Origin of the sequence: Brenneria sp. hezel4-2-4 (assembly GCF_013155275.1) — a bacterium.
In the GTDB taxonomy this organism is placed as follows: domain Bacteria; phylum Pseudomonadota; class Gammaproteobacteria; order Enterobacterales; family Enterobacteriaceae; genus Brenneria.
This window is the reverse complement of record NZ_JABJXS010000019.1, coordinates 1-16,160: the sequence shown is the minus strand read 5'-3', so window position 1 is coordinate 16,160 and position 16,160 is coordinate 1. Positions and strand designations below refer to the sequence as shown.

General features: G+C 52.7%; 12 protein-coding genes. 1 reads left to right on the top strand and 11 read right to left on the bottom strand.

What is annotated here, in order from left to right:
- Positions 1-198 precede the first annotated feature (198 nt).
- Positions 199-1,617: a PLP-dependent aminotransferase family protein gene (locus HOY33_RS19840; protein WP_172291773.1), complete on the bottom strand. Its 1,419-nt coding sequence runs from the start codon at positions 1,615-1,617 to the stop codon at positions 199-201.
- Positions 1,618-1,790: 173 nt separating this feature from the next.
- Here HOY33_RS19840 and HOY33_RS19835 point away from each other — a divergent pair, with 173 nt between their 5' ends.
- Positions 1,791-1,979 (top strand): DUF1127 domain-containing protein, encoded by a 189-nt coding sequence (locus HOY33_RS19835; RefSeq protein ID WP_172291772.1) that lies wholly within the window; start codon positions 1,791-1,793, stop codon positions 1,977-1,979.
- Between the two features lie 76 nt (positions 1,980-2,055).
- Here the strand turns inward: HOY33_RS19835 and shiA are convergent, their stop codons facing one another.
- The 10 genes from shiA to HOY33_RS19785 all read right to left on the bottom strand — a co-directional run.
- Positions 2,056-3,387: a shikimate transporter gene (gene shiA / locus HOY33_RS19830; protein WP_172291771.1), complete on the bottom strand. Its 1,332-nt coding sequence runs from the start codon at positions 3,385-3,387 to the stop codon at positions 2,056-2,058.
- Between the two features lie 242 nt (positions 3,388-3,629).
- Positions 3,630-7,853: a DNA-directed RNA polymerase subunit beta' gene (rpoC, locus tag HOY33_RS19825; RefSeq protein WP_172291770.1), complete on the bottom strand. Its 4,224-nt coding sequence runs from the start codon at positions 7,851-7,853 to the stop codon at positions 3,630-3,632.
- A 107-nt stretch (positions 7,854-7,960) separates the two neighbouring features.
- On the bottom strand, positions 7,961-11,989 hold the full coding sequence (rpoB, locus tag HOY33_RS19820; RefSeq protein ID WP_172291769.1) for a DNA-directed RNA polymerase subunit beta: 4,029 nt from the start codon (positions 11,987-11,989) through the stop codon (positions 7,961-7,963).
- A 328-nt stretch (positions 11,990-12,317) separates the two neighbouring features.
- The gene (gene rplL / locus HOY33_RS19815) at positions 12,318-12,683 is read right to left on the bottom strand and encodes a 50S ribosomal protein L7/L12 (RefSeq protein WP_034898574.1); all 366 of its coding nucleotides are present in this window, start codon (positions 12,681-12,683) and stop codon (positions 12,318-12,320) included.
- Positions 12,684-12,749: 66 nt separating this feature from the next.
- Complete coding sequence (rplJ, locus tag HOY33_RS19810; RefSeq protein WP_137714957.1) at positions 12,750-13,247, bottom strand: 50S ribosomal protein L10; 498 nt, start codon at positions 13,245-13,247, stop codon at positions 12,750-12,752.
- 331 nt (positions 13,248-13,578) lie between these two features.
- The gene (gene rplA / locus HOY33_RS19805; protein ID WP_172291768.1) at positions 13,579-14,283 is read right to left on the bottom strand and encodes a 50S ribosomal protein L1; all 705 of its coding nucleotides are present in this window, start codon (positions 14,281-14,283) and stop codon (positions 13,579-13,581) included.
- A gap of 3 nt (positions 14,284-14,286) precedes the next feature.
- Positions 14,287-14,715 (bottom strand): 50S ribosomal protein L11, encoded by a 429-nt coding sequence (gene rplK / locus HOY33_RS19800; protein WP_172291767.1) that lies wholly within the window; start codon positions 14,713-14,715, stop codon positions 14,287-14,289.
- Positions 14,716-14,876: 161 nt separating this feature from the next.
- Positions 14,877-15,422 carry a transcription termination/antitermination protein NusG gene (nusG, locus tag HOY33_RS19795; protein WP_172291766.1) on the bottom strand — a complete coding sequence of 182 codons (546 nt, stop codon included), beginning with the start codon at positions 15,420-15,422 and terminating at the stop codon, positions 14,877-14,879.
- A 1-nt stretch (position 15,423) separates the two neighbouring features.
- Entirely contained in the window at positions 15,424-15,804 is a 381-nt protein-coding gene (secE, locus tag HOY33_RS19790) for a preprotein translocase subunit SecE (protein WP_172291765.1), read from the bottom strand.
- Between the two features lie 238 nt (positions 15,805-16,042).
- Positions 16,043-16,160, bottom strand: a 118-nt coding sequence (locus HOY33_RS19785) for a hypothetical protein (protein ID WP_199379605.1), incomplete at its 5' end; no start/stop codon positions are given.

Below are 16,160 nucleotides of genomic sequence, written 5' to 3'. Positions count from 1 at the left end.
ATGACGGTTACACATTAGGGAAACCTCTCTCGACGAGGCTTCGCAAAACGCAAACTGCCCTGTCGCCGCGATGAATATCAATGGGTAAAGTAGCGGCGTCGGCATGTCGCTGACCAGAGCGTTTGCCGCTCTGCTTACCAACCGGCCGATACGGGTTTTATCCTTAACCGTATCGGCCCCTCCTCGACCAAAAGGGTATTAAGACTCGCGCATCATTTGGCTAACCGTTTCCCCCAGGATACGCAGTCCTCTGCCCATTTCATCAGTGAACGGCAAGGCATAGTTAAGCCTCAGACAGTTGCGGTATTTCCCCGAGGCCGAGAATAACGATCCGGCGGCAATCTGCATACCTGACTTACGCACCTCGCGGTTGAGCCGCAACGAGTCAAAAGACTCCGGCAGCTCAATCCACACCAGAAATCCCCCCTGCGGACGACTGACGCAAATACCGCAGGGGAAATAGTGGCGCAGCCAGCAGGTAAACACGTCAAGATTACACTTATACTGCATACGCATACGTCGTAGATGAGGCTGATAGTGGCCCTGGCGGATAAACTCGGCGACCGCCAGCTGCGTATGTGAAACCGTATAGCCAGTACTGGTATATTTAGTATGAACAACGCGCTCAAGGTAACGGCCCGGCGCTATCCAACCCACACGCAGGCCCGGCGCCAGACTTTTGGAAAAAGAGCTGCACAGTAATACCCGGCCATCTTCATCAAAAGATTTAATGGTTCTCGGACGAGGATATTCATAGGTCAGCTCGCCATAGGCATCGTCTTCGATAATGGCGAGATCGAAACGCTGGGCCAGTATAACCAACGCTTTCTTATACTCATCGGGCATCGTGAAGCCCAACGGATTATTGCAGGTCGGCACCAGCAATACCGCTTTGACCGGCCACTGCTCCAACGCCAGCTCCAGCGCATCAAGACTAATACCGGTGACGGCGCAGGTCGGGATCTCAATCGCTTTAATCCCTAATCCACGCAGGATCTGCATGGTGCCGGGAAACGTCGGCGACTCCACCGCCACGATATCGCCGGGCTGGCATACCGCACGCACCGCCGTGAATAACGCCTCCTGACAGCCGGTGGTGATCACAATATCGTCCATCGTCAGTTGGCAACCGCTGTCCAGCGCCAGACGAGCGACCTGCTCGCGCAGTTCAGGCATGCCATACATATTGTCATAAGCCAATACCCGTTCGTCCTGATGCTGACACAAACGGCCCAGCGCTTTCCACAGCGGTTTCACCGTTGGCTGCCCTACATCCGGCGTCCCACTGCCAAAGTTGAACGCATTGTTCTCAGGGCCATTGTTAAACAGCTCCCGCACGGATTCCCACTGGGTGATCTCAACCGGGCGCTGGGCCGGACGCGTCAACCCGGGAACCGGCGGCGTAGCCTTGCGGGATGCCACAAAATACCCCGAGCGTGGTCGCGGCGAAATAAGCTGGCGGGCTTCAAGCAAATGGTAAGCCTGTTGTACGGTACTGATACTTACGCCGTGTTCCAGGCTCAATGCTCTGACCGACGGCAAGCGTTCGCCGCTTTGATACAAGCCCTGTTCGATGCGCTGCGCCAGCAGAGAGGCAAGGTGTTGGTAACGCGTCATATGTATCATTCCTTATACATAACTAAAGGCATAACCAGTACAGATTGAGGTAAAAAATACCATTCAGATGCAATATCCCATAATCTGTATGTAAAAAAAAGTCATTTTCTGAGTCTGTATTGAATCAACTTTCCCTCGCATCATAGTGCAAGGCAATCAGCAAGGGGGAAAGTATGGAACATCAGGAAAAGCACTCTCCACCGGCACCCGGTCGATCCGCGCGGTGGTCAATACTGATACGACTCTATCAAAAATGGCGAGCGTGGCGGCTCAAAGTGGAAACCCGTAGGGCATTGCTCCGCATGAATGATGAGAGGCTGAAGGATATCGGGCTGACACGAGACGATATAGACCGTTTTTAGTACCGGGGGGCCGAGGTGGCGTTCGATTTATGAAGCCGATACAGAAAGTCTCATGATCTGTATCGGCTTGGTTTTATCAGTCTAACTTTTGCGGTTTCATCCGCATCCCGACAATAGCCGACAGCAAGCAACCTACCGTAAGATAGGTAGCCACACCGTGCCAGGAACCGCCTAAGAACTCCACCAGCAAGACGGCGATAAAAGGCGTAAACCCACCGCCGACGACGCTGGCCACCTGATAGCCGACGCCAGCGCCGCTATAGCGGTATGCGGTGCCGAACAGCTCGGTAAACATCGGCTGCTGTACGCTGACGATCATATCGTGGGCAACGTTAGCCAGCATGATGGCAAAAAACAGTATCCACAGGCTAACCTGCGCTTCCAGCGCCATAAAGAAAGGAAATGCGCTGGCGGCCCCGATCAGGGCGCCGGTGACGTAAATCCGCCGTCGGCCAAAGCTATCCGCCAAACGGGCAAACAAAGGGATGGACAGGCAGCTTATCCCTCCCACCAGCAGGCTGATATGCAGAAAGAACTCCCGCGACATCCCCAGATTGGTCGTGGAGTAATTAAGCGCAAAGGCCGTGACGATATACATCGTCAGCAGTTCCCCCAACCGCAGGGCGATAATCAACAAAAATGCTTTGGGGTGCTTACGCAGCGCCTCAACGATCGGAAACGAACGGATTTTTTTCGTTCTTTCCTGTAATTTTTTATTAGCCTCAAATTCCTGAGACTCTTCCATCCCGGAGCGGATCCACCAGGCGATCGCCACCAACACCACGCTGAATAAAAACGGCAGACGCCAACCCCAGCTAATAAAATCGGCATCCGTGGTATGAAGGCTTACCAGTGAAATCGACCCGGTCGCCAGCAACAGCCCCACGCCATATCCAACCTGCACGCCGCTGCTGTAGAAGGCTTTTTTCTTTTTAGGCGCATTTTCCACGGCTAAAAGGGCGGCGCCGCCCCATTCTCCGCCAACCGCAAACCCCTGAACGGCGCGTAATGTCACCAGTAATACCGGCGCCCACCAGCCAATGGCGTCGAACGTGGGCAATAAACCAATTAACGCAGTGGAAAGCCCCATCGTCCAGACGGTAATCATCAGCATACGTTTGCGGCCCAGCTTGTCGCCAAAATGGCCGAAAACAATCCCCCCCAGCGGCCGGAACAAGAAACCGACGCCAAAAGTACCAAACGCCGCTAACGTGCCCATGGTAGGACTGACCTGCGGGAAAAACTCAATATTAAACACCAACGCGGCAACAATGCCGTAAAGCAAAAAATCATACCAATCCACCACCGCGCCGATAAAACTGCCCCATGCCGCTCTTCGGGCTCGTCCGGGCGCCTGGACGGCATCGCCGGCGGTAGATGAAGGTATTGAAACTGTCGAGGAATCCATGTCTGTCTCGCTGTCTATCTGTATAACAAAAACTTCCGGAAGAAAAAAACGCCGTTTACGGCGGCCCGTCAGGGCGGAGGGCAAGACGCCCTACGTAAGTTTTTGACGTCGCCACGGCGACGGCCCGCAAGGGGGCGGCCACGGATGGCACGCCTCAAAAAAAAAGCCCCGGCTTTGGCGGCCGGGGCTTTCAGCAACGGAACCGCCCCACAGGAACGGTTTTATACGGTGCTTAACAACGATTATTCGTCGTCGCTGTTACCGAAGCCAGCATTAAGCAATTCAGCCAGGTTGGCGGATGCTTCATCGGCACTCACCTGAGGCACCACCGGCGCCTCACCCGCCTGACGGCGACGCATACGATCCTGATGGTACGCATAACCGGTACCGGCCGGGATCAGACGACCAACGATAACGTTCTCTTTCAGACCGCGCAGTTCATCACGTTTACCAGCAACCGCCGCTTCAGTAAGAACACGGGTGGTTTCCTGGAACGAAGCCGCGGAAATGAAGGACTCGGTCGCCAACGATGCTTTGGTAATACCCAGCAGATCGCGGCTGTAGGTAGCCGGGATCTTGCCATCCGCTTCCAACTGACGGTTGGCAATCTTGACGCGAGACACTTCCGCCTGCTCGCCTTCCAGGAATTCCGTGCCGCCCGCGCTGACGATAGTGCCTTTACGCAACATCTGACGAACGATAACTTCAATGTGTTTATCGTTAATCTTAACGCCTTGCAGACGGTAAACTTCCTGAACTTCGTTGGTGATGTAACGCGTTACCGCGTGTACGCCACGCAGACGCAGGATGTCGTGCGGAGACTCAGGGCCATCGGACACCACATCGCCACGTTCTACACGTTCACCTTCGAACACGTTGAGCTGACGCCATTTCGGGATCATCTCTTCGTAGGCATCGCTGCCATCCAGCGGAGAAATCACCAGACGGCGTTTACCTTTGGTTTCTTTACCAAAGGAAATGATACCGCTGATCTCAGCCAGAATAGCCGGCTCTTTCGGACGACGCGCTTCAAACAGGTCTGCAACGCGCGGCAGACCACCGGTAATATCCTTGGTACCGCCGGATTCCTGCGGAATACGCGCCAACGTATCACCGGCGCTGATCTTCACGCCATCTTCCAGTTGGACAATCGCTTTACCCGGCAGGAAGTATTGAGCAGGCATATCCGTACCCGGGATCAATACATCGTCGCCTTTATCATCAACGATTTTCAGCGCCGGACGCAGGTCTTTACCGCTGCCGGTACGCTCTGCGCTATCCAGAACCACAATCGAAGACAAACCGGTCAGTTCATCGGTCTGACGAGTAATGGTCTGACCGTCAACCATATCCGTAAAGCGGATGCTGCCGCTGACTTCACTGATTACCGGCATGGTATGCGGATCCCAGTTAGCAACGGTTTCGCCGCCGTTAACCTCGGAACCGTCGCCTTTCGCCATTACCGCGCCGTAAGGCACTTTGTAGCTTTCTTTGGTACGGCCGAATTCGTCGATCAGCTTCAGTTCGGTATTACGTGAAGTAATAACCAGTTTATCGTTGCTGTTAACTACGAACTTGGCATTGTTCAGTTTCAGGCTACCTTTGTTTTTCACCTGAATGCTGGACTCAGCCGCCGCACGCGATGCCGCACCACCGATGTGGAAGGTACGCATGGTTAACTGTGTACCCGGCTCACCGATTGACTGTGCGGCGATAACCCCGATAGCCTCACCCTTGTTGATGATGTGACCACGAGCCAGATCGCGACCGTAGCACTTGGCGCAAACGCCGAAGTCGGTTTCGCAACTTACCACAGAGCGAACTTTAACCGCGTCAACAGAGTTCTCTTCCAACATGTCGCACCACTGCTCATTCAGCAGGGTGTTACGTGGAACCAGAATATCCGCCGTACCCGGTTTAATGACGTCTTCAGCCGTTACACGACCCAGAACCCGCTCACGCAGCGGTTCTTTAACATCGCCACCCTCGATAACCGGGGTCATCATGATACCTTCATGAGTACCGCAATCGTCTTCGGTCACCACCAGATCCTGCGCCACGTCGACCAGACGACGAGTCAGATAACCGGAGTTCGCGGTTTTCAACGCGGTATCCGCCAGACCTTTACGCGCACCGTGAGTCGAGATGAAGTACTGGAGTACGTTCAAACCTTCACGGAAGTTCGCGGTGATCGGCGTTTCGATGATGGAGCCGTCCGGCTTCGCCATCAGACCACGCATACCCGCCAACTGACGAATCTGTGCCGCAGAACCACGCGCGCCGGAGTCGGCCATCATAAAGATGCTGTTGAAGGAAACCTGCTGCTCAACCACGCCGTCACGGTTAACCACATCTTCAACCGACAGGTTTTCCATCATCGCCTTGGCGACGCGTTCGTTGGCGGCCGCCCAAATATCGATAACCTTATTGTAGCGTTCGCCGGCAGTCACCAGACCGGATTGGAACTGTTCCTGAATCTCGGCGACTTCGGTTTCCGCTTCTTCGATAATCCCGGCTTTCTTCTCAGGGATCACCATGTCATCGATACCGACGGAAGCGCCGGAGCGCGCCGCGTAGGCAAAACCGGTGTACATGATTTGGTCAGCGAAGATAACGGTCGGCTTCAGCCCCAGAATGCGGTAACAGGTGTTCAGCATTTTGGAGATCGCTTTTTTACCCAGCGGCTGGTTAACGATCGAGAACGGCAAGCCTTTCGGTACGATCATCCACAGAATGGCGCGACCGATGGTCGTGTCAATAATGGTGGTCTGATGCGTTGATTCGCCTTCGATGTTTTTGATCTCTTCCGTAATACGCACTTTAACGCGCGCATGCAGAGAAGCCAGACCGGCGCGATATACGCGTTCAGCTTCTTTCGGACCCGTCAGCACCATGCCTTCGCCTTTGGCGTTGACACAGTCGCGCGTCATGTAATACAGACCCAATACCACGTCCTGAGAAGGCACGATGATGGGTTCGCCGTTCGCCGGTGACAGGATGTTGTTGGTAGACATCATCAGCGCACGCGCTTCCAACTGAGCTTCCAGCGTCAGCGGCACGTGAACGGCCATCTGGTCACCATCGAAGTCGGCGTTGTATGCCGCACAAACCAGCGGGTGCAGCTGGATAGCCTTACCTTCGATCAGTACCGGCTCAAATGCCTGAATACCCAAACGGTGCAGCGTCGGCGCACGGTTCAGCAACACCGGGTGTTCGCGGATAACTTCGTCCAGGATATCCCACACGACGGCTTCTTCACGCTCAACCATTTTCTTAGCGGCTTTAATGGTGGTGGCAAGACCACGCAATTCAAGCTTGCCATAGATGAACGGCTTGAACAGTTCCAGCGCCATTTTCTTCGGCAGACCGCACTGATGCAATCTAAGATACGGACCAACGGTGATAACCGAACGACCGGAATAGTCGACGCGTTTACCCAGCAGGTTCTGACGGAAACGCCCCTGCTTACCTTTGATCATATCGGCCAGCGATTTCAGCGGACGCTTGTTGGAGCCGGTGATGGCACGACCGCGACGGCCGTTATCCAGCAGGGCATCGACCGCTTCCTGCAACATACGTTTTTCGTTACGTACGATGATGTCCGGCGCGGCCAGATCCAGCAGACGTTTCAAACGATTGTTACGGTTGATCACGCGACGATACAGATCGTTCAGATCGGAGGTCGCGAAACGACCGCCGTCCAGCGGCACCAGCGGACGCAGATCCGGCGGCAGCACCGGCAGCACGGTCAGGATCATCCACTCCGGTTTGTTGCCGGATTGAACAAACGCTTCCAGCAGCTTGATACGCTTGGTCAGCTTTTTACGCTTGGTTTCAGAGTTGGTTTCATTCAACTCTTCACGCAGCTGTTCGCATTCCTGCTCCAGATCCATGTTTTTCAACAGGGCCTGAATGGCTTCGGCGCCCATCTTGGCATCGAATTCATCACCGAACTCTTCCAGCGCGTCCAGATACTGCTCTTCAGTCAGGATCTGACGACGCTCCAGATTGGTCATGCCGCCTTCAACCACCACGTAGGATTCGAAGTACAGTACGCGTTCGATATCACGCAGCGGCATGTCCAGCAGCAAGCCGATGCGGGACGGCAGCGATTTCAGGAACCAGATATGCGCAGTGGGAGAAGCCAGTTCGATGTGGCCCATACGCTCACGGCGCACTTTAGTCTGGGTCACTTCAACGCCGCATTTCTCACAGATAACACCGCGATGTTTCAGGCGCTTATACTTACCGCACAAGCACTCATAGTCTTTTACCGGCCCAAAGATACGGGCGCAAAACAGACCGTCACGTTCGGGTTTGAACGTACGGTAATTAATGGTTTCTGGTTTTTTAACTTCACCAAAAGACCACGAACGGATCATGTCTGGCGAGGCCAGAGCAATTTTGATCGCATCAAACTCTTCGGTTTTAGTTTGCGCTTTCAGAAACTTTAATAAGTCTTTCACGGATTGGCTCCTGTCGGAGTTAGACCTGCCAGGCACCTGAACCATGCCATTAAAAAACAAAGTTCAGGTGCCCCTATGACGAATGCCAGCAATACAACGGGCTGGGGTTACTCTTCTTCCAGCTCGATGTTGATACCCAGCGAGCGGATTTCTTTCAACAGTACGTTGAAGGATTCCGGCATGCCTGGTTCCATCTGATGATTGCCATCCACGATGTTCTTATACATCTTGGTACGGCCGTTCACGTCATCGGATTTAACCGTCAGCATTTCTTGCAGGGTATAGGCTGCACCGTAAGCTTCCAGCGCCCACACTTCCATCTCACCGAAGCGCTGACCGCCGAACTGAGCTTTACCACCCAGCGGTTGCTGAGTAACCAGGCTGTAGGAACCGGTGGAACGGGCATGCATCTTGTCGTCGACCAAGTGGTTCAACTTCAGCATATACATATAGCCCACGGTAACCTGACGCTCAAACTGCTCGCCGGTACGTCCATCGTACAAGGTAATCTGTCCGGAGGTCGGAATACCGCCCATCTGCAACAGTTCCTTGATTTCCTTCTCTTTTGCACCGTCAAATACCGGCGTTGCAATCGGCATGCCTTTCTTCAGGTTTTCAGCCAGACGCATAACTTCTTCGTCGGAGAAGGTGTTCAGATCGACTTTCTGGCGCACATCGTCGCCCAGATCGTAGGCTTTCTGGATGAACTCACGCAGCTTGGCGACTTCTTCCTGCTGCTTCAGCATCTGATTGATCTTCTCACCGATGCCTTTCGCCGCCATACCCAGGTGGGTTTCCAGAATCTGACCGATGTTCATACGTGAAGGTACGCCCAGCGGGTTCAGCACGATGTCGACCGGCGTACCGTTTTCATCGTAAGGCATATCTTCGATCGGGTTGATCTTGGAGATAACACCTTTGTTCCCGTGACGACCGGCCATCTTGTCACCCGGTTGAATCTGACGTTTAACCGCCAGATAAACCTTGACGATTTTCAGCACGCCAGGCGCCAGATCGTCGCCTTGGGTAATCTTACGGCGCTTGGCTTCAAGTTTTTTCTCAAACTCGTGCTTCAGCTCATCGTACTGTTCGGCCAACTGTTCCAGCTGATTCTGTTTCTCTTCATCAGTCAGACCCAGCTCCAACCAGCGCTCGCGCGGCAGTGCAGCCAGTTTTTCAGCTTCCACGCCGCCGGAAACCAGCGCCGCGTGGATACGGGCAAACAGACCGGCTTCCAGGATCTGCAACTCTTCAGTCAGGTCTTTTTTGGCCTGCTTGAGCTGCATCTCTTCGATTTCCAACGCACGCTTGTCTTTTTCCACGCCGTCGCGGGTAAAGACCTGTACATCGATAACCGTACCGGAAACGCCGTTTGGTACGCGCAGAGAAGAGTCTTTAACGTCAGACGCTTTCTCACCGAAAATCGCCCGCAGCAGTTTCTCTTCCGGCGTTAACTGGGTTTCGCCCTTCGGCGTCACCTTGCCCACCAGAATGTCGCCGCCGGTGACTTCCGCGCCGATATAAACGATGCCGGACTCATCCAGTTTAGACAGCGCCGCTTCACCCACGTTCGGGATATCCGCGGTGATTTCCTCTGGCCCCAGCTTGGTGTCGCGGGACACACACGCCAGTTCCTGAATATGAATGGTGGTGAAGCGATCTTCCTGCACCACGCGCTCAGAAACGAGGATGGAGTCTTCGAAGTTGTAACCGTTCCACGGCATGAACGCTACGCGCATGTTCTGACCGAGCGCCAGTTCACCCAAATCGGTGGACGGACCGTCAGCCAGCACGTCGCCGCGCTCAACCGGCTCACCCAGAGACACGCAAGGCATCTGGCTGATGCAGGTGTTCTGGTTGGAACGGGTATATTTAGTCAGGTTGTAGATGTCGATCCCGGCTTCGCCCGGATACATTTCATCATCGTTAACGCGGATCACGATACGCGAGGCATCAACGTACTGAACCGTACCGCCGCGCTTCGCAACAGCCGTAACACCGGAGTCAACCGCAACCGCACGTTCCATGCCGGTACCTACCAGCGGCTTATCAGCACGCAGAGTCGGCACGGCCTGACGTTGCATGTTCGCACCCATCAATGCACGGTTGGCGTCATCGTGTTCCAGGAATGGAATCAGTGAAGCACCAACGGATACCACCTGCTGCGTGGAAACGTCCATATATTCAACCTGATCGCGGCTGAACAAGCTGGACTCGCCTTTATTACGGCAGGTTACCAGTTCATCAATGAAGTGACCTTCTTCATCCAGATTGGTGTTCGCCTGAGCGATAACGAAGTTGCCTTCTTCAATCGCCGACAGGTAATGGATCTCATCCGTCACCACGTTATCACGCACACGACGATACGGGGTTTCAAGGAAACCGTACTCGTTGGTCTGCGCATAAACAGACAGGGAGTTGATCAGACCGATGTTCGGACCTTCCGGCGTTTCGATAGGACATACGCGACCGTAGTGGGTCGGATGCACGTCTCGAACTTCAAAGCCGGCGCGCTCACGGGTCAAGCCGCCCGGGCCGAGTGCCGAGATACGGCGTTTGTGCGTGATCTCGGACAGCGGGTTGTTCTGATCCATAAACTGCGACAGCTGGCTGGAACCAAAGAACTCTTTCACTGCGGCCGAAATCGGCTTGGCGTTGATCATGTCCTGCGGCATCAGCGTGTCGAGATCGCCCAGGGAAAGACGCTCTTTCACCGCACGTTCCACACGCACCAAACCCACGCGGAATTGGTTTTCAGCCATTTCGCCGACGGAGCGGATACGGCGGTTGCCGAGGTGGTCGATATCATCCACTTCGCCTTTACCGTTACGGATATCAATGAGCTTCTTCATCACATCAATGATGTCTTCTTTGCTCAGGATGCCCGAACCTTCAATCTCTTCACGCAGCAGAGAACGGTTGAACTTCATCCGACCGACCGCAGACAAGTCATAGCGATCTTCAGAGAAGAACAGATTCTCAAACAGCGTTTCGGCCGCTTCGCGCGTCGGCGGCTCGCCGGGACGCATCATGCGGTAGATTTCAACCAAGGCGCTCAGACGGTCGCTCGACGGATCCACGCGCACGGTTTCCGACATATACGGACCGTGATCCAGATCGTTGGTGAACAGCGTTTCAATACGCTTGTGACCGGATTGGCTGAGTTTTGCCAGCAGATCCAGCGACAATTCCATATTCGCCGCGCCGATCAGTTCGCCGGTGCTTTCATCAATGTAATCTTTGGAAAGAACTTTGCCGACGATATATTCAACCGGTACTTCAATACGCTCAATGCCGTCTTTCTCTAACTGACGGATATGGCGGGCGGTGATGCGGCGGCCTTTTTCAACGTAGACTTTGCCTTCTGCTTCAATATCGAAAGAAGCGGTTTCACCGCGCAGGCGCTCAGGCACCAGATCCATCTGCAATTTGTTGCCGTTGATTTCATAGACAACTTTATCGAAGAACAGATCCAGAATCTGCTCGGTGGAGTAACCCAGCGCACGCAGGATAATGGTCGCGGGCAATTTGCGGCGACGGTCAATACGGACAAACAGGTTATCTTTCGGATCGAATTCGAAATCCAGCCAGGAACCACGGTAAGGAATGATACGCGCGTTATACAGCACCTTACCTGAAGAGTGGGTTTTACCCTTGTCGCTGTCGAAGAATACACCCGGACTACGGTGCAACTGAGAAACGATAACACGCTCAGTACCGTTGATCACAAAAGTGCCGTTGTCGGTCATGAGCGGAATCTCGCCCATGTAGACTTCTTGCTCTTTGATGTCTTTAACGGTGCCTTCAGGCGCTTCACGTTCGTATATCACCAGGCGCAATTTAACACGCAGCGGCGCGGAAAATGTCACGCCTCGGATTTGACATTCTTTAACGTCAAATACCGGCTCACCCAGGCGATAGCTAACGTATTGCAGCTCTGAATTGCCGCTATAGCTTTGTATGGGGAAAACAGAACGGAATGCCGCTTCCAAACCGTACTGACCTTCCGGATCTTGCTCGATAAACTTCTGGAACGAGTCAAGCTGGATAGAAAGGAGATAAGGCACGTCCAACACTTGTGGTCGTTTACCAAAATCCTTACGAATGCGTTTTTTCTCGGTATAGGAGTAAACCATAGGGTTCCTCAACTCGCTGAAAAGTCGAACCACTCTGTCCGTCCTAGCCAGGACAGGTCATGCAACACTATTTTTGTCTGTCGGAAAATGGAAACCTTTCCGTAATACCTCTTTCTATTACTCTTAAACCATTTCATTGCTCTTGTTCGGGCAGGGAACCCGGACAGGGAAGCAGTATATTAAGTCGTCAATAGAAAAAGATATTGGGGGTAAATCAATGGCCAAACAGTGTGAAATCCCATTGATGCCCTACAGCGCAAAAAGGCTGGTGACCAAAAAGTCACCAGCCATCAGCCTAATCAATCAGGCTGCAATCTGGAAAGATGGCTTATTTAACTTCAACTTCTGCGCCAGCTTCTTCCAGAGCTTTCTTCAGAGCTTCGGCGTCATCTTTGCTGATGCCTTCTTTCAGAGCTGCCGGAGCGGATTCAACCAGATCTTTGGCTTCTTTCAGGCCCAGACCAGTTGCGCCACGAACGGCTTTGATTACGGCAACTTTGTTAGCGCCGATAGCTTTCAGTACAACGTCGAACTCAGTTTTTTCTTCAGCGGCTTCAGCCGGGCCAGCAGCAACAGCTACAGCGGCAGCAGCGGAAACACCGAATTTTTCTTCCATAGCGGAAACCAGTTCAACAACATCCATTACAGACATAGCTGCTACTGCTTCCAGAATTTGATCTTTAGTGATAGACATAACAATTGTTCCTAAGAATCAGAAATAGTTTATACGTTAGCAAGTGCGTTAGAGAAAAAAGCGCGATTAAGCCGCTTCTTTCTGATCGCGTACGGCAGCCAGAGTGCGGACCAGTTTGCCTGCGGCAGCTTCTTTCATGGTCGACATCAGACGTGCCAGTGCTTCTTCGTAAGTCGGCAGCGTTGCCAGACGGTCAATTTGAGCCGCCGGGATCAGCTCACCTTCAAAGGCTGCAGCTTTGACCTCAAATTTTGCATTCGCTTTGGCGAATTCTTTGAACAGACGAGCGGCAGCGCCCGGGTGTTCTAAAGAGTATGCAATCAGGGTCGGACCAACAAACGTGTCTTTCAGGCATTCGAATTGAGTACCTTCAACAACGCGGCGCAGCAAGGTGTTGCGAACAACACGCATGTAGACGCCAGCTTCACGACCTGCTTTACGCAGTTCAGTCATTTTATCTACGGTCACGCCACGGGAATCCGCAACAACCGCAGACAGCGCACCTTTGGCTACTTCGCTGACTTCAGCAACAATTGCTTGTTTGTCTTGAAGATTTAATGCCATTAGCTTTTGCTCCTGGATTTAGCCGGAGGAAACCTCCGGAACTCACTTCACTTATTGCCAAAACGGAAATAAGCGCTGAAACACGGTGAGCAGAATCCAGCAAAGACTATTCTTTAACTATTCTTTAAATTATAAAGAAAGAAAAAATTTCTTCAGGCTCTGTCACCGTCTACGCAGGAAAATTAAGTTTCTTGCGAAACACCTGCGGTCTTGGACGGAGGCCTGGATAGGCCAGGCTCCAACCGAAAATTCTTCTTTAATTCCGCTAACGGAACAACGGGCGTAAGAGTATAGGTAAATCCTACGCCCGAGTAAAGCGAAACTAAAGCTATCAGACAGCGACTGCGTTCAGACCGCTCTGGTCGATCGCAACGCCTGCACCCATCGTGGTAGACAGGCTGACTTTCTTGATGTACACGCCTTTCGCCTGAGAAGGTTTGGCTTTTTTCAGCGCAACCAGCAGAGACTCCAGGTTTTCTTTCAGTTTGTCAGCATCGAAATCAACCTTACCGATAGTGGTATGGATGATGCCGTTTTTGTCGTTACGATAACGAACCTGACCGGCTTTGGCATTTTTAACTGCTTCAGCAACGTTAGGCGTTACGGTACCCACTTTCGGGTTTGGCATCAGACCGCGCGGTCCCAGAACCTGACCTAATTGGCCAACAACGCGCATGGCATCCGGAGATGCGATAACAACGTCAAAGTTCATTTCGCCTTTCTTGATCTGATCGGCCAAATCTTCCATACCCACCAGTTCAGCGCCGGCAGCTTTAGCCGCTTCAGCGTTTGCACCCTGGGTGAAGACGGCAACGCGAACGGAACGACCGGTGCCATGCGGCAGAACGGTGGCACCACGAACGTTTTGGTCAGATTTACGTGCGTCGATGCCGAGGTTAACGGCAACGTCTACGCTTTCTACGAATTTAGCAGTGGCCAGCTCTTTGAGCAGGGCAACGGCTTCGTTGATGTCATACTGTTTAGTTGCATCAACTTTGTCACGGATCACGCGCATGCGCTTGGTCAGCTTAGCCATTTATTAACCCTCCACTACCAGGCCCATGGAACGAGCAGTACCTTCGATGGAACGCGCCATGGCTTCCACGTCGGCACCAGTCATGTCCGCAGCTTTGGTTTCTGCGATTTCACGAACCTGAGCACTCGTTACTTTACCTACTTTGTCTTTGTTCGGCTTGCCGGAACCAGACTTGATACCCGCGGCTTTCTTCAGCAGAACAGCTGCCGGAGGCGTTTTGGTAACAAAGGTAAAAGAACGGTCAGAATAAACGGTAATAACAACCGGGATCGGCAGACCTTTTTCAATGCTTTCAGTTTTAGCATTGAACGCCTTACAGAATTCCATGATGTTAACACCTTGCTGACCCAGAGCCGGACCTACCGGCGGACTTGGGTTAGCCATACCAGCTGCGACTTGCAGCTTGACATAGGCTTGTACTTTCTTGGCCATTTAACTTTCCTCGAATGGGTAATAGCGCCTCGTAAAAGGCTCCCCGTGGTTTTTTTAATGCGCTTCAGATGCCGTTAAGCACCCTGAAAACAAAAGGCGCGAAATTGTAGATTAATTTCGCGCCAGAGACAAGCCACAGTTTCAGCGAGCAGGGAAAGAAATTATCCTTTCTCGACCTGGCTGAAATCCAGTTCGACCGGTGTTGCCCGACCGAAGATAGAAACAGACACTTTCAGGCGGCTCTTTTCGTAATCCACTTCTTCGACCACGCCGTTGAAATCCGCAAACGGGCCGTCATTAACCCGAACCATTTCACCGGGTTCAAACAGGGTTTTCGGACGAGGTTTATCACCAGCCTGCTGGAGGCGATTCATAATCGCGTCCACTTCTTTATCGCTGATAGGCGCAGGGCGATCGGAAGTACCGCCGATAAATCCCATGACGCGGGGAACACTGCGCACCAGGTGCCAGCTCGCATCTTCCATCACCATCTGCACCAATACATAACCTGGGAAGAATTTACGTTCGCTTTTGCGGCGCTGACCGCCACGAATTTCAACCACCTCTTCCGTTGGCACCATGACTTCGCCAAACAGATCTTCCATGTTATGTAATTTGATATGCTCACGCAGCGACTGAGCCACGCGGCCTTCAAAACCGGAAAACGCCTGAACGACGTACCAACGTTTTTTTGGGGCTTCAGACATCTTAGAACCTCAGGCCAGTGATAAACGATACCAATCGGACCAGAATACCATCCAGCCCCCACAAAATCAGTGACATCACGGCTGTAACCGCGGCAACGATTAACGTGGTGTGTAACGTTTCCTGACGAGTCGGCCAAATCACTTTACGTACTTCGGTACGGGCTTCACGGGCAAACGTTACTGTTGCTTTACCTTTTGCGGTCAGCAATGCCACGCCACCGGCGGCAGCAATCAGGATAACAACAGCTAATGCGCGCAGCGGCAGACTAAATTCACGATAGTAATAGTTGCCGACAATCGCAACTACCAGCAATACAGCCACTACCAGCCATTTAATCGCTTCCAGGCCACCGCTCCCCTGAGCTTCGGTATTCGCACTCATAAACCAACCTGTCACAATGATTCAGACAAATAACTTTGCCCCGCAAAGCAGGGCAAACCAAACCGAAAGATGTTCTGTAAACGAATAATTCGGTATTTACGCCGTATCTACAGAGCCTATCTCACCAATGATTATATTCCACAATCGCTGATGAGATAGGTTCTACCACATGACAGCGTAGAAAAAGGGCATCAAATGATGCCCTTTTATCGCGTGTCGCGTCAAACGTTATCAGCGATTAAGCGATAACTTTAGCAACAACGCCCGCACCAACAGTACGGCCGCCTTCACGGATTGCAAAACGCAAACCGTCGTCCATCGCGATCGGCGCTATCAGGTTAACAACCATTTTAATG

Coding starts and splice junctions, on each gene's coding strand:
- nusG (WP_172291766.1), bottom strand. CDS start 15,422: ATGTCTGAAGCCCCAAAAAAACGTTGGTACGTCGTTCAGGCGTTTTCC.
- HOY33_RS19840 (WP_172291773.1), bottom strand. CDS start 1,617: ATGACGCGTTACCAACACCTTGCCTCTCTGCTGGCGCAGCGCATCGAA.
- rplK (WP_172291767.1), bottom strand. CDS start 14,715: ATGGCCAAGAAAGTACAAGCCTATGTCAAGCTGCAAGTCGCAGCTGGT.
- rplL (WP_034898574.1), bottom strand. CDS start 12,683: ATGTCTATCACTAAAGATCAAATTCTGGAAGCAGTAGCAGCTATGTCT.
- secE (WP_172291765.1), bottom strand. CDS start 15,804: ATGAGTGCGAATACCGAAGCTCAGGGGAGCGGTGGCCTGGAAGCGATT.
- HOY33_RS19835 (WP_172291772.1), top strand. CDS start 1,791: ATGGAACATCAGGAAAAGCACTCTCCACCGGCACCCGGTCGATCCGCG.
- rplJ (WP_137714957.1), bottom strand. CDS start 13,247: ATGGCATTAAATCTTCAAGACAAACAAGCAATTGTTGCTGAAGTCAGC.
- rplA (WP_172291768.1), bottom strand. CDS start 14,283: ATGGCTAAGCTGACCAAGCGCATGCGCGTGATCCGTGACAAAGTTGAT.
- shiA (WP_172291771.1), bottom strand. CDS start 3,387: ATGGATTCCTCGACAGTTTCAATACCTTCATCTACCGCCGGCGATGCC.
- rpoB (WP_172291769.1), bottom strand. CDS start 11,989: ATGGTTTACTCCTATACCGAGAAAAAACGCATTCGTAAGGATTTTGGT.